Annotated in this window: 13 protein-coding genes; 7 read left to right on the forward strand and 6 right to left on the reverse strand. The window is 42.8% G+C overall.

What is annotated here, in order from left to right; genetic code table 11:
• The first annotated feature begins 12 nt into the window (after positions 1-12).
• The 5 genes from BAE46_RS06200 (at position 13) to BAE46_RS06220 (ending at position 4,288) form a co-directional block, all read left to right on the forward strand.
• A complete protein-coding gene (locus BAE46_RS06200) occupies positions 13-996 on the forward strand; it encodes a COX15/CtaA family protein (RefSeq protein WP_006004404.1) in 984 nt (327 codons plus the stop codon).
• A 66-nt stretch (positions 997-1,062) separates the two neighbouring features.
• Positions 1,063-1,980, forward strand: a complete 918-nt coding sequence (gene cyoE / locus BAE46_RS06205; protein ID WP_006004406.1) for a heme o synthase — start codon at positions 1,063-1,065, stop codon at positions 1,978-1,980.
• A 28-nt stretch (positions 1,981-2,008) separates the two neighbouring features.
• Positions 2,009-2,680 (forward strand): SCO family protein, encoded by a 672-nt coding sequence (locus BAE46_RS06210; protein ID WP_006004409.1) that lies wholly within the window; start codon positions 2,009-2,011, stop codon positions 2,678-2,680.
• An 18-nt stretch (positions 2,681-2,698) separates the two neighbouring features.
• On the forward strand, positions 2,699-2,911 hold the full coding sequence (locus BAE46_RS06215; protein WP_006004411.1) for a hypothetical protein: 213 nt from the start codon (positions 2,699-2,701) through the stop codon (positions 2,909-2,911).
• Between the two features lie 72 nt (positions 2,912-2,983).
• A complete protein-coding gene (locus tag BAE46_RS06220) occupies positions 2,984-4,288 on the forward strand; it encodes an MATE family efflux transporter (RefSeq protein WP_006004413.1) in 1,305 nt (434 codons plus the stop codon).
• Between the two features lie 43 nt (positions 4,289-4,331).
• Here BAE46_RS06220 and nfuA read toward each other — a convergent pair whose 3' ends face one another.
• Positions 4,332-4,910 (reverse strand): Fe-S biogenesis protein NfuA, encoded by a 579-nt coding sequence (gene nfuA / locus BAE46_RS06225; protein ID WP_006004415.1) that lies wholly within the window; start codon positions 4,908-4,910, stop codon positions 4,332-4,334.
• A 199-nt stretch (positions 4,911-5,109) separates the two neighbouring features.
• On the opposite strand from nfuA, the gene BAE46_RS06230 reads away from it, so the two are divergent.
• Complete coding sequence (locus tag BAE46_RS06230) at positions 5,110-7,674, forward strand: M14 metallopeptidase family protein (protein WP_070112005.1); 2,565 nt, start codon at positions 5,110-5,112, stop codon at positions 7,672-7,674.
• Positions 7,675-7,685: 11 nt separating this feature from the next.
• Here the strand turns inward: BAE46_RS06230 and BAE46_RS06235 are convergent, their stop codons facing one another.
• The 4 genes from BAE46_RS06235 to fkpA form a co-directional block, all read right to left on the reverse strand.
• Positions 7,686-8,393: a ComF family protein gene (locus BAE46_RS06235; RefSeq protein WP_006004418.1), complete on the reverse strand. Its 708-nt coding sequence runs from the start codon at positions 8,391-8,393 to the stop codon at positions 7,686-7,688.
• Between the two features lie 306 nt (positions 8,394-8,699).
• A complete protein-coding gene (locus tag BAE46_RS06240; protein WP_070112007.1) occupies positions 8,700-11,045 on the reverse strand; it encodes a Tex family protein in 2,346 nt (781 codons plus the stop codon).
• 132 nt (positions 11,046-11,177) lie between these two features.
• Positions 11,178-11,654 (reverse strand): transcription elongation factor GreB, encoded by a 477-nt coding sequence (gene greB, locus BAE46_RS06245; RefSeq protein ID WP_070112009.1) that lies wholly within the window; start codon positions 11,652-11,654, stop codon positions 11,178-11,180.
• Positions 11,655-11,879: 225 nt separating this feature from the next.
• On the reverse strand, positions 11,880-12,614 hold the full coding sequence (gene fkpA / locus BAE46_RS06250) for an FKBP-type peptidyl-prolyl cis-trans isomerase (protein WP_006004426.1): 735 nt from the start codon (positions 12,612-12,614) through the stop codon (positions 11,880-11,882).
• A gap of 508 nt (positions 12,615-13,122) precedes the next feature.
• Between fkpA and BAE46_RS06255 the strand changes: the two genes are divergently transcribed.
• The gene (locus tag BAE46_RS06255; protein WP_006004427.1) at positions 13,123-13,341 is read left to right on the forward strand and encodes a SlyX family protein; all 219 of its coding nucleotides are present in this window, start codon (positions 13,123-13,125) and stop codon (positions 13,339-13,341) included.
• 26 nt (positions 13,342-13,367) lie between these two features.
• On the opposite strand, the gene BAE46_RS06260 is transcribed toward BAE46_RS06255, so the two are convergent.
• On the reverse strand, positions 13,368-13,574 hold the full coding sequence (locus tag BAE46_RS06260) for a YheV family putative zinc ribbon protein (protein WP_040520433.1): 207 nt from the start codon (positions 13,572-13,574) through the stop codon (positions 13,368-13,370).
• Positions 13,575-13,641: the final 67 nt, after the last annotated feature.

Genomic DNA, 13,641 nt, shown 5'->3' on the forward strand with positions numbered 1-13,641 from the left:
AAAGAGTTGTACATGAAGAAGTTAGTGCTCGTCAGTATTTTTTTAGCACTGGTTGTCATTATACTAGGTGCATACACACGCCTAACTGACGCAGGCCTAGGCTGTCCCGATTGGCCTGGTTGCTACGGGCAGTTATTAGTGCCTCAGTCAGACGCACTCATCGAACGTGCTAACCAAGCCTTTCCCGATCGCCCCTTAGAAGCTGAAAAAGCGTGGAACGAGATGATTCATCGTTATTTTGCCAGTGCTTTGGGCTTATTAATTATCATTATTGCCGCAGTCTCAGCGCTTAATAAACGCAAAGGTAAGGACTGTCCAGTCAAACTTCCTTTCTTAATTCTTGTGCTGGTTTGTTTTCAAGGTGCGCTTGGCATGTGGACAGTCACTCTTAACTTACTGCCGGTGGTCGTGATGGCGCACTTGCTGGGTGGGTTCACGGTTCTGTCTTGCCTATTTGTGCTGTATTTGCGTTTGAGTAACGTTAATATTTCCCGCAGTGATCCAAACATAAAAGGCTTCGCTAAATTCAGCATAATTGGCATTGTGCTGCTGGTGGGGCAAATTGCATTAGGCGGTTGGACTTCAGCAAATTACGCTTCCCTTGCCTGCACCGAACTTCCTATTTGTGAAGGGCAGTGGTCGGCTAGATTTGATTTGGCAGGCGCATTTAGTGTACCTGCTGCCGATAACTATGAATATGGAGTGCATTCATACGCAGAACGCATGACGATGCATGTAATGCATCGGTTTGGTGCAATAATTGTGTTTTTGTATTTGGTTGGGCTTGCCATCTCGCTTTTTTGGAAAACATCCTCAGGGATGATTAAACGAATTGTCGTTTTGATGGTAGTTGTGCTTAGCCTGCAAATTGCCTTGGGCATTAGCAATGTGGTTTATGCCTTACCACTCATAGTAGCGACTATGCACAACGCGGTAGCAGCGTGTTTGCTGCTGGTCATGATATTACTTTCCTACACTATGCGAAGGAGATTTTAGCATGATGCCTACCGTCTATTTTCTTAAGAGCTGCTACAGCAGCTCAACTTTCTTAAGGAGCCAAGCATGAGTAAGTCTGCCTTAGCAATAACAGCGAAAAAGATAGCGATACCACATCAGCGCGTGTCTTGGCGTGATTATTATGAGTTAACCAAGCCTAGAGTGGTCATGTTGCTTTTGTTAACTGCACTGGTGGGAATGTGTTTGGCGACGACTAGCTGGGTTGACCCCCAAATTTTAGTAGCAGGAATGCTTGGAATAGGCTTATTGTCATCGTCCGCAGCCGTTATAAATCATGTAGTTGACCATAAAATAGACTCGCTAATGGCGCGTACATTCAATCGTCCTGTCGCAAAAGGGAAGATTTCAGTGCAAAGCGCGCTAGGCTTCGCGCTCGTGCTGGCGATAATCGGTTTTGCGGCGCTGGCGGTGTTCGTCAATATGCTTACCGCGTGGCTTACACTTTTGGGCTTAGTGGGATATGCGTTTATTTATACCATGTATTTGAAACGTGCTACCCCGCAAAATATCGTTATCGGCGGTCTTGCTGGTGCCATACCGCCCCTTTTGGGCTGGACGGCGGTAACAGGTGAAATTCATGCCTACGCTCTTTTGCTCGTATTGATTGTGTTTACGTGGACTCCCCCACATTTCTGGGCCTTGGCTATTCATCGGGAAAAAGATTATGCAAAAGCTAAAATTCCAATGCTTCCGAATACCCATGGGATAGAGTTTACAAAAACATGCATTATTTTATATACGGTCCTTATGTGTTTAATTTGTGTGTTACCGTATTTAACGGGCATGAGTGGTGGCCTATATTTGGCAGGATCCACTGTGCTTAACGGCTATTTCTTATATATGGCCTTAAAACTTAAATTTAAACCGGAACCGGGCACGGCAATGGAAACATTTAGGTTCTCAATTATCCACTTAATGGTATTATTTGTTGTATTGTTAGTAGATCACTATATTCCTTACTGAGGTTTACAGGTTTGAGGCGTCATAATATATGCAAAATAAATGGTTAGGCTTGTTATTATTTTTGGTTTTTTGCGGCGGTATCTATGCCGCTCTAGTCATTGCACCGCCAGGACACGAAGTAGATAAAAGCAACAGCACTGCACTGAGCCAACAGACCAAGTACATGAGCTGGTTTCCTATGCCACGTAAACTCAGTGATTTTACGCTGTCAAAACATACAGGCGATGCATTCACTAATGAAGACTTACAGGGTAAATGGACCTTAGCGTTTGTTGGTTATACATTTTGCCCTGATATTTGCCCGGTTACATTAGCTGAAATAAACGCTGTGTATCCGCAGTTACAAGCAGCGCAGGCGTCTTCTGAGCTGCAGGTATGGTTTTTGTCGGTTGACCCAAAGCGCGACACTGTTGAGCGCTTAAATGAATACATCGGATTTTTCAACGATGAATTTGTAGCTTCTACAGGCCCTCACGAGCAATTGTTTCCACTGGTTAGGAGCATGGGCATGATGTATTCTATGAGCGAGAGCACCGATAACCCCAATTATCTAGTCGATCACAGTGCATCCATCGTGGTTATTAACCCTGATGGCAACGTGGTGGGTAGGTTCAAACCAAAGCATGTGCTGGGTGCATTATCAATTAGTGATACCGAACAAATTTTGGCGGACATGCCTATTTTAATGGGCAGTCGCTAGTGCTACTGTTTTAGGACTATGAAAAACCTATCGCGTTGGAATGATGCGAATAGCGCAAAAGTAGCGACCCTTATTTTATCATCAGCGCCGGTTTTACTGCCTTATTTATTTACGGATGAAAAAAAGGCACTGAATTTTTTGGTTAATGCTGCACAGCGAGAACATGGACAGTACAGCGCTGCGCGTCACCATTTTGCATACAGCGCCAATAGTAATGCGACACAATCTTAAGTAGGAAAAAAGCATATTATTTTAACTGCAAAACCCCATGCGCGCGTCCTTTATCTAGCATTTCCACTTATTTTGGCAAACGTTACCACCCCCATATTGGGCCTAGTAGATACCGCTATTTTAGGACGAATGGACGACGTCACAATAATGGCAGGCGCGGCAATAGGCAGTCTCATTATTACGCAGCTGTATTGGGTATGCGGGTTTATGAAAATGTCGATCACTGGTTTAAGCGCTCAGTCGATCAATAAAAACCCGATTGATAGCTGCAAAGTTTTGTTACAGGGAATCTTACTCGCGCTCGGACTAGCTGTCGCAATATTAGTGAGTCAAACCTTGGTGGTTAAAGGGGGTTTATATTTTGCACAAGCTAACGATGCACTCAAAATTAACGTTGAAGCCTATTTTTATACTCGCGTGTGGGGGGCACCGGCAACGTTAATCAATATGGTATTGATTGGCTGGCTAATAGGCCAGCAAAAAACCAAGTACGTGCTGATTCTGCAGGTTATTATAAATTTAGCAAACATACTGCTAAGTCTGACATTCGTGTACGGCCTAGGGTTTGGGGTAAAAGGCGTTGCAGCGGCAACCGTCTGTGCAGAATACCTAATGATGTTTATTGGGTTTTTCATGGTTCACAAATACCTCCTAAACCACAAATATTTTCGCCTTTTTTCTATCTCTGGACAGTCTAGATTGAAACTTATGCTGGTTAGGTCTTGGTTTACGTTTACGCAACTAAAGCAGATCCTGTCCTTAAATAGCCACATGTTCGTGCGTAATCTCATTCTGCAGTTTACCCTTGCTTTTATCACCTTGAAGGGGGCTCAATACGGTGCGCAGGCTGCTGCTGTGAACGCCATCATTATGCAGTTTTTTGCTCTAATAGCCTTAGGCTTGGACGGGGTAGCAAATGCGGTCGAGGCATTAATAGGAGAGGCAAAAGCTCAAAAGAATAAAGCTCAGCTTAATTTGTATGTGAACGTTGGGCTTATTTGGTCATCTTTTTTTGCGATTGTATATTCGTTACTTTTTTACTTTCTAGACAGTCTGATTGTTAACTTACTTACCCACCATCAAGAGGTGGTGAGCCTCATGGCAGACTATGCATTTATTGTAATACTAATTCCGCTGCTGTCTCATTGGTGCTATTTGTTTGATGGTGTATTTGTGGGCTTGAGTTTAGGAAAGCCGATGCGCGACAGTATGTTTATAAGTACCATAGTGGGTTTTTTACCTACATGGTGGTGGTGGCAGGACAGTGGCAATATGTCGCTTTGGTATGCGATGTTGGTATTTCTTAGTTTTAGGGGTATCTTGTTGGGTGGCTATTACGCTTATTTGTACACACAAAAGCCTGAATATTTACTATAAAAAAAGCGAGAAAAATCTCGCTTTTTGAAGTTCTGGTTATTTCTTAGTAGTATGAATGCTCACCGGCTTCATGCTCTGTGGCATCTTTCACACTGGTTATTTCACCTTTGAACTGCTCTAGCATTTGTTTTTCAATACCGTCTTTCAAGGTTACATCAACCATGGAACACCCATTACAGCCGCCGCCAAATTGAAGTACCGCTGCGCCGTCTTCGGTAACTTCAACTAGCGAAACCTGGCCACCGTGGCTGGCTAGCATAGGGTTTACATCAGACTCAATCATGTAGTTAATACGGTCAATAAGGGATGCATCGTCAGCAATTTTGCGCGCTTTTGCGTTTGGTGCTTTCAGCGTTAGCTGTGATCCCATCTGATCGGTCACAAAATCAATTTGTGCTTCTTCTAAAAACGGTATGCTCTCTTCATCAACAACAGCGTCAAAACCGTTGAAGTTTAGCCTTAAATCTTGTGGTTCAACCGCATCCGGTGGGCAGTAAGACACTCCGCACTCAGCTTTAGATGTTCCGGGGTTAATCACAAAAACGCGGATATGCGTCCCAGCTTCTTGTTGTGCTAAAAGCTTGCCAAAATGTGTTTGGGCAGATTCAGAAATATTTATCATGTTCACCTCTATCATGTTTGTGTGAGCATTGTAGCAAATATTACCCGAGTAAAACACTCAAGTATTAATCATTTTCTAAAATTACAATAAGAAATGTTTATTGTGGCTAAATAAAGATGAAATTATACTTTCGTAAGATTTTAAGCGACAATCAATATATGTTGTTTATTTTAAAATGATTATCTACAAGAGAGCCCACATGTTGAAAAGTTTTTTCAGACTTGCCATTCGTTCAATAATACTATTTGCTGTTTCATTTCAAATTTTTGCGACTACGCAATTAAGTGATTTACAGTACTTACCTCAAGACCAAAATTATGACGCCGATATTCCGCTGCCAGCAGATGTGTTGGGCTATCCTGTTGGTACCTGGCACGTTAGGCATGACCAATTAGTGCGTTATATGGAGCTGCTAGCTGAAAAGTCTGACAGGATCACGTTGACCGAGACAGGCCGAACCCATGAGCAGCGGCCGCTAGTGTTGTTGACCATAACATCACCCGAAAATCATGAAAATATTGATACCTTAAAAGCAACGCACATAGACAGCATTGCAAACGGAACAGCGAAAGAGCCTGACGCGCCGCTAATTATTTATATGGGATACAGTGTGCATGGAAATGAGCCATCGGGGAGCAATGCGGCTTTACTTATTGCCTATCATTTAGCGGCTTCAAATAGTCCTGAGGTAGACAAATTATTAAGTGAAAATGTTATTTTGCTCGACCCTGCTTTAAACCCTGATGGACTGGCTAGATTTGCGCAGTGGGCCAATATGCACAAGGGCCAAAACCTGGTGTCAGATCCTATGCATAGAGAACACATTGAGCATTGGCCGTCGGGTCGAACTAATCATTATTGGTTTGATCTAAATAGAGATTGGTTATTACTTACTCACCCTGAATCGCAAGCGCGTATTGAGCAATTTCATAAATGGCGCCCGCATATTCTGACTGATTTTCACGAAATGGGCACGAACAGTACGTACTTTTTTCAGCCTGGTGTTCCTTCGCGAAAAAATCCTTGGACGCCGTCACAAAATGTGACTTTAACGGCCGCACTGGGGGAGTTTCACGCAAAAGCATTAGACGCAGACAAACAACTGTATTACACGGAGGAAAGTTTTGATGACTTTTATTATGGTAAAGGGTCTACATATCCGGATGCTCATGGCAGTATTGGTATCTTATTTGAACAAGCCAGTAGTCGAGGGCATTTACAAGAATCTATGAATGGTCTATTGAGTTTTCCGCGCACCATACAAAATCAGATTACCACGACTATTTCGACCTTCGATGGCGCAGTGGCAAATAAAGCTGCCATTTTAGCTTATCAAAAGCAATTTTATAGGGATACTCGAAAGCTGATAAACGACGATGAACTAAGTGGTTTTTTAGTGAGCCAAGGCGCAGATGAGTCACGTTTCGAGCGTATGGTTGATATATTAAAGTCGCATAAAATAGAGCTGAAGTTAGTGACACAAGACATCGAAGTGGATGATTTTACCTACCGTGCTAACAATGCTATTTTTGTTCCATTGGCGCAAAATCAGTATCGTTTAATTCAATCTTTGTTTAGTGAGCGTCAGCGCTTTACCGACAACACCTTTTATGATGTTTCAAATTGGAATATTGGTCTGGCGTTTAACTTACCTTATGCGGCGATAAAGCCATCGTTAAGCCGTAAATTGAAGCTTGCCGATTGGCAGTCTCCACAGCCTAAAAAAGTGAATATAGTTGAAAATGAATATGCCTACGTGTTTGAGTGGTTTGATCATCAAGCGCCTACTATGCTGCAGAGCTTGCTAGAGCATGATGTACAAGTGAGAGCCGCAGGTGCAAATTTCACTGCAAAAACTCCACGCGGTGAGATAGCCTTTAGTAAAGGGGCAATCGTTATACCGGCAGCTTTACAACAGCCAGACGCCTTAGCCTCATTGCTTAATGGCTATGCTAAACAATATAATATTGAGGTGCACACGATTACGTCAGGCCTAACCACGACAGGAATTGATTTGGGTTCTCCTCAGCTTGCAAAAGTAGAAAAACCTGAGGTGTTATTGATTGGTGGAAAGGGCACTTCTAGCAATGAGGTAGGTGAAATATGGCACTATCTCGACACGAGCTTAGGCGTACCGGTGACCATTTGGGACTTATCTGATCTTGGCAGCAGAAGTGTTGAAAGATATTCACATATTATCTTTGCATCAGGTCGCTACGATGACTTGAGTGACTCGTTGACTAAGAGATTGGAGACGTGGATAACCGAAGGCGGCGTACTAATCGGCCAAAAATCGGCAGTGACTTGGTTTGCCAAAAATGATTGGATAAATAATGAAACTGTTTCTAAAGATACCGTGAACGCGGCATTTTCAACCAAAGCGCTAGCGTTTGGCGATCAAGACGCTTTGGCTGCTAAAAAGTTAGTGGCAGGTGCGGTTTATCAAAGTAATATTGATTTATCTCATCCTCTATTTTTTGGATTTGAACGAAACATGCTGCCTCTGTTCAAAACTGACAACATGGTGCTAAACGTTACTGACAACCCTTTTGAAGACATTGCAACATATTCAAGCGAGCCTTTAATGGCGGGATACTCAGCCGATGAAATGCAAGCGTTGATCCGCAACACCGCGGCGATTGTCGCCGTTAAGAAAGGGAGTGGCGTTGTGATTGGATTCGTAGATAATGTGCACTTTAGAGGCTATTGGGATGGTACTAATAAGCTGACGGCGAATGCCTTATATCTGTCGGGCCTAATGTAAAATAAACGTCGCTAGCCGAGAGTGGCGGCCACACACCACACACTAACGCTAATATCTGGGTAAGCCTGCTGTATTGTTGCACAGGCTTCATTCACCGTTGCTCCCGTGGTAATAACGTCATCGACAATGGCAATTGATCCTACGTCTAATGGTCGGTGAATAGCAAACGCTTGGCGGATATTAAGTTGGCGGTCTGCACGGTCAAGCGTTGATTGTTGATGGGTGTATTTTATTCTTTTTAGGCCGTCTATGCTCCTTATATTAAAGTGACTCGCCAGCGCACATGATAGCAGTCTGGATTGATTGTACTGTCTTTTTACATGACGTCTGTTAGCTAGTGGGATAGGCACCAAGGCTTCTGGTATAGAATGTTGCATCCTCATTCTAGGGCCTAAATAAGCAGTAAAAAGTTCTCCTAGCACCTGCGCGGCTAATGGTTTGCTAGAGAATTTTAGCTGATTAATTAGGCCTTTCAGCACTCCGCTATATTCTCCTAATGCAATTAACGATTCATAAGCAGCAGGCACTAAGTTGTCATAAACCGGCGGATAGTCTAATAAATTGTGTCCCGGCGCTGGGAACAGAGGTAATTTAGTTTCATGAAGACAACATTTGCACACTAATAGCAAGCTAGTTTGATGACAAAGAAAGCAACATCTATTGCCAATTGCATCTGATACCGCTTTAATTAGTTGTTTTAAAAGCTTATGTTTATTCATTTTGATCTATTATTTTTTGTGCCATTTACAGTAGGAGTTGCTGCTTCTAAAAGGTCATCTTCACTATGTAAAAAGTGTATCACTAAAATTGTTAAGTGAGAGCTGTTCGGGAGTATGGTTTGAGTAAGCAAAATAACTTGAATATAGTGTTCACGTATAGGTAGGTGTAAATAGGGGTATTTGGTCTGGCGCTATGGAGTGTTGCGAGTCTAGATTTAAAGCTAAAGCGCAGGCTTATGAAGCAATCAGCGCTTATCGGACGAGGTTTAGCGTGTCCATAAGCGCCTCACTATTACTTCCTGAGTGCTATTTTTTAGCCTTAGCAAAGGCGTCAGCAAATGCATTTCCCATCATCGCATTGTTTACCGGCACGGATTTTTGCGATGCGTGGCCTCTCGATGAAGAAGGGGCTCCACTTTTCTTGGCGCTAGGCTTGTCATGCTTTGCTTGCGGTCTTTCATTCTTGCTTGAAGAGGCTGTGTGTGCAGGCTCATCCAATCTCATTGTTAACGATATGCGTTTGCGGCTTATATCAAACTCTGTCACTTTTACCTTAACAATATCCCCAGTTTTAACGACTTCGCGCGGGTCTTTTATGAACTTGCTAGTAATCGCCGATATATGTACTAGTCCGTCTTGATGTACACCTATATCGACAAAAGCACCAAAGTTAGCAACATTACTGACCACACCTTCTAGTACCATGCCAATTTCTAAATCATTCATTGTAGAAACTGATTCGTTGAACTTGGCGGTTTTAAATTCGGGACGAGGATCACGGCCAGGCTTTTCTAATTCTGAAATGATGTCAGTAATAGTGGGTAGCCCGAATGCTGGTGTTACAAACTCCTTTGGATCAAGGTGTTGCAATAGGGTTTTGTTACCTAGTACGTCATTAACCGCGCCGCCAGTTTTTGCAATAATGGTAGTCACTATTTCGTAGGCCTCTGGATGCACGGCTGATTTATCCAGCGGATTTTTACCGTTCATAACGCGCAAAAAACCAGCTGCCTGCTCATAAGCCTTAGGCCCTAAGCGGGCAACTTTCTTAAGCGAACTGCGATCGGTAAATGCCCCATTGGTATCTCTAAAATATACGATATTATTTGCTAGTGTCTTATTTAAACCTGATACATGCGCTAGCAGGGCAGGCGAAGCGGTGTTTAAATCCACGCCAACCGCGTTCACACAATCTTCTATTACGGTATCAAGCGATGTGGCAAGCTTACTTTGATTAACATCATGCTGATACTGTCCAACGCCAATTGCTTTGGGCTCAATTTTAACCAGCTCGGCCAATGGATCTTGTAAACGTCTGGCAATGGAGACCGCGCCGCGAATAGATACATTCAGGTCCGGCAGCTCGTTAGACGCTAGTTCTGAGGCCGAGTACACCGACGCGCCGGCTTCACTCACGACTAGTTTTTGCAAAGCTAAATCAGGATTTGCTTTCATCATTTCGCCTACCAGTTTGTCGGTCTCGCGCGAGCCGGTGCCATTTCCAATGCTAACTAACTCAACTTTATGCTGCTTGCAGATATTGGCTAAGGTGCGCAAAGATTTGTCCCATTGATTTTGAGGCTGATGAGGGAATATTGTCGCGCTTGACAATACTTTGCCAGTTGCGTCTAACACAGCTGTCTTAACGCCGGTCCTTAAGCCAGGATCAAGGCCTAAGGTGACCTTTGGTCCCGCAGGAGCTGCCATGAGTAAATCTTGCAGATTTTTAGCAAAAACGTCAATTGCTTCGCTTTCTGACTTTTCGCGCAATTGAGCGAATAATTCGGTTTCCATATACTGACTAATTTTAACACGCCATGTCCACACAACGGCAAGCTTAAGCCATTCATCTCGTGCGCTTTGAGTATGGCAGTCTAAATTAAGCGTATGTAATATTATACGTTCGCATGCCTCGCCTTTGTTCTCGGGATTGGCAGGTTCACTGTCCAAAGTAACCTGAAGCATGCCCTCATTGCGACCTCTAAATATTGCCAATGCACGATGTGAAGGTACTAGGCTGAGTTTTTCTGAAAAATTAAAGTAATCTCTAAATTTTTCACCCTGTTTTTCCTTGCCAGGTACTACTTTGCTGGTGAAGTGAGCATGTTGCAATAAATACTGACGAACTTTCATTAATACAGAAGCATTTTCAGCAAACTCCTCCATTAAAATAAACTTGACGCCGTCTAATGCTGCTTTTATATCTTCGATACCTTTGCTGTTGTCGACATAATTGGTTGCACACGCCTGCGGATCAGCGTCTTTGTTGGTTAGGAGAATGTTTGCTAGTGGCGCTAAGCCAGCCTCAATCGCAATTTGACCCTTGGTGCGCCTGCGAGGCTTAAACGGTAAATATAAATCCTCCAGTTCAGTTTTATTTTCTACCGAGTTTATTTTACCTGCAAGCGCGTCGCTAAGCTTTCCTTGTTCACTAATGGATCTTAAAATAACCGCGCGGCGGGCTTCTAACTCACGCAAATAACCAAGGCGCTGTTCGAGCTTTCTGAGTTGAATATCGTCTAAACCTTGCGTAATTTCTTTGCGATAGCGGGCTATAAATGGCACGGTGGCGCCGTCGTCTAGTAAGGTCACTGCCGCTTTAATTTGGCCTGATGTGGCGCCAAGCTCTGCTGCAATTTTTTCAATAATCATTCAATAAAATCCAATAAAGACATGTAGGGTTAGGATGTAGTTGCAAGGGGCAACACTAGGACGAGTACTTGATTACGTGATCAATTTCTTCACCGTAATTATAGCGATAGATGACATACTTAGCATGTAGTTTCATGTTTTTGTATACCATATTTTTAATATTTTCCACTGCGATGTGCTTACTGGAGTTTTCACGACTGCACAGTCGCCTTCTTCTTTTTTCAATAGTGCTCTTGCCATGGGAGAGTCGATAGAAATAGCGTCCTTTTTACCAAAAATCTCATCATATCCTACGATCTGAAAAGATTTCACTGCGCCGTTTTCATTCTCAACTTTTACCCACGCGCCAAAAAACACACGCCCTTCTTGCTGCGGTGAGTAAGCTACCACCGTAGAGTTTTCCAAGGTTTTGCGCAAATAGCGCACGCGACGGTCAATTTCACGCAGTCGCTTTTTATTATACTGATAGTCTGCGTTTTCGCTGCGGTCGCCTAAACTGGCCGCCCATGTCACTTTTTTAGTCACCGCTGGTCTCTCGGTTCGCCATAAGTGGTCAAGCTCAGCGTTAAGTTGTATGAGACCATTACTGGTTAGAAGCGGTGTCCTCATAATCTAGAGTCATTCATTAAAAGCTGGTGTAATTGAAAAGCGTCTTGATATGTCTGAAGCTGTCTGCATACACAAAATATTAATTACCTTAAGAAAAAATCTTTTACATAGCGCTATTAATAGCTTGTAGGCTTGCGCATACAAAAACCAAAAAAAGCGCAGTATGTAAGCTACTGCGCTTAATATAAGGTCAATGTCACGCTGATCCGCGTTTACTTAATGAGTCTAATCAGTGAAAGGCGCTATTGCGAGTAATTCAACGTCAAAGATCAATGTAGAGTTAGCCGGAATTGCGCCTGTTGCGCGCTGACCGTATGCTAATTCACTTGGAATATAAAAGCGATACTTACTGCCTACTTCCATTAACTGCACGCCTTCTGTCCACCCTGGGATCACGCGGTTAAGCGGGAATTCTGCGGGCTCGCCTCTATTAACTGATGAGTCAAATACGGTGCCGTCAACTAATGTGCCATGGTAATGAACGCGCACGGTATCTCCAGCCTTAGGATTAGCGCCTTCAGCTTCGGTAAGGACTTCATATTGTAGGCCAGAATCAGTTGTAACCACTTCTTCGCGCTTAGCATTTTCAACTAGATAGTTTTTGCCTGCCTCAATAAGAGCGGCTTGCTCTGTTTGTTCCGCTGCTTGAAATTTCATAGCAAAAGCCTGAACATAAGCGTCTATTTCTTCATCACTGTACTGAGAGTTTCCGTTAAATCCATCGGTAAAACCAGCTAGAAGCGCGGCTTTATCGCTTTGTAAACCAAGCTCATCTTGAACAGCAACTTGTTCTTGTGCATATATACCCATACGAGCGCCAAGTGCATACGACTCTTGGCCAACTTCGGTGGTATAAGTTGTCAATGTATCATTGGCTTCTTGTTGTGCTGCATTGTCGTTGCTACATGCAGACAGCGCCAATGTAGTAGCGATTATTAGTGTAAGTGGTGCCTTCTTCATTAATTATCTCCTAACATATAAAAGGTATGCTTTATGGTGTTTTTATTTATTCATGGTTTATACTAAGCCATATGTTAATATTCTTCAAAGCAAAGTGAAACCCTTGTCAGTAAATAGACCGCATTTATTTTTGTTTTTATAGCACTCGCGCTACTTTTAGGCATCTGCACGATACCCGATACCCGATACGACCCCTATAAGCCGTACGAATCTATCCTTAAGTAGCGTACATGCGGCTGATATCGATTTTAAAAAGCAACTTGCGGTTGTTTCTGAGGTGAGTGGGAAGGCAAAAGTGTATGACTTGCGTTCAAATACACAGTTAGATTTATAGCGTCATCAGAGCGTGGGACTCAATTTAGTCGCCAGCGTGAAGTTTTAAAAAGACGGTGATTATGATGGTAGCACAACGGTATCAATAGCAAGCAACGGCAATTTTGAAAAATGGGCAGTTGATAACTAATCATAGGCGCCAAATTTATACATAAGGGTATGAGGTAAACAAGCAATGACAAACAATTCAATGAAAGATGCATTAGAATCACTTGAGATTAAACTTGCATATCAAGAAGATACTATTGAAATGTTAAACCTAACGATTATTCAGCAGCAAGATAAAATCAACAAAATAGAAGAAGTCCTGCGTAAAATGGCGGATAAGATCAAGTCAATGCCTTCATCTGAAGGGCACATTAATGAACAAGTAGAACTTCCCCCGCATTACTAATATAGATGTTACTCTTTATGTGTAGGTTAATCAGGCTTGAAAACCCCAATAACGCCGCTGTTTGTTTTACTCGCTTTTGTGACTTCTTTAGTGGTTTGAGTTTCTTTGTAATCACAACTCACACACGCTAGCTTCTCAACATTGTTTTCAAAATATAACATTAGTGTGTCAAGGCTCTTACAGCTTGGACACTTAGCTCCTGCGATAAAACGCTTTTTAGTCTTGTTTGTCATTGGCTCTATATTAGTTAGGTAACGTGTTACTAGTATACCTACATACAGTAACTAATGATCAACATGC

The sequence above is a fragment of the Glaciecola punicea genome (genome assembly GCF_001756615.1).
Lineage (GTDB): Bacteria > Pseudomonadota > Gammaproteobacteria > Enterobacterales > Alteromonadaceae > Glaciecola > Glaciecola punicea.

Coding starts and splice junctions, on each gene's coding strand:
- BAE46_RS06210 (WP_006004409.1), top strand. CDS start 2,009: ATGCAAAATAAATGGTTAGGCTTGTTATTATTTTTGGTTTTTTGCGGC.
- BAE46_RS06200 (WP_006004404.1), top strand. CDS start 13: ATGAAGAAGTTAGTGCTCGTCAGTATTTTTTTAGCACTGGTTGTCATT.
- BAE46_RS06215 (WP_006004411.1), top strand. CDS start 2,699: ATGAAAAACCTATCGCGTTGGAATGATGCGAATAGCGCAAAAGTAGCG.
- BAE46_RS06230 (WP_070112005.1), top strand. CDS start 5,110: ATGTTGAAAAGTTTTTTCAGACTTGCCATTCGTTCAATAATACTATTT.
- greB (WP_070112009.1), bottom strand. CDS start 11,654: ATGAGGACACCGCTTCTAACCAGTAATGGTCTCATACAACTTAACGCT.
- cyoE (WP_006004406.1), top strand. CDS start 1,063: ATGAGTAAGTCTGCCTTAGCAATAACAGCGAAAAAGATAGCGATACCA.
- nfuA (WP_006004415.1), bottom strand. CDS start 4,910: ATGATAAATATTTCTGAATCTGCCCAAACACATTTTGGCAAGCTTTTA.
- BAE46_RS06260 (WP_040520433.1), bottom strand. CDS start 13,574: ATGACAAACAAGACTAAAAAGCGTTTTATCGCAGGAGCTAAGTGTCCA.
- BAE46_RS06255 (WP_006004427.1), top strand. CDS start 13,123: ATGACAAACAATTCAATGAAAGATGCATTAGAATCACTTGAGATTAAA.
- BAE46_RS06240 (WP_070112007.1), bottom strand. CDS start 11,045: ATGATTATTGAAAAAATTGCAGCAGAGCTTGGCGCCACATCAGGCCAA.
- fkpA (WP_006004426.1), bottom strand. CDS start 12,614: ATGAAGAAGGCACCACTTACACTAATAATCGCTACTACATTGGCGCTG.
- BAE46_RS06235 (WP_006004418.1), bottom strand. CDS start 8,393: ATGAATAAACATAAGCTTTTAAAACAACTAATTAAAGCGGTATCAGAT.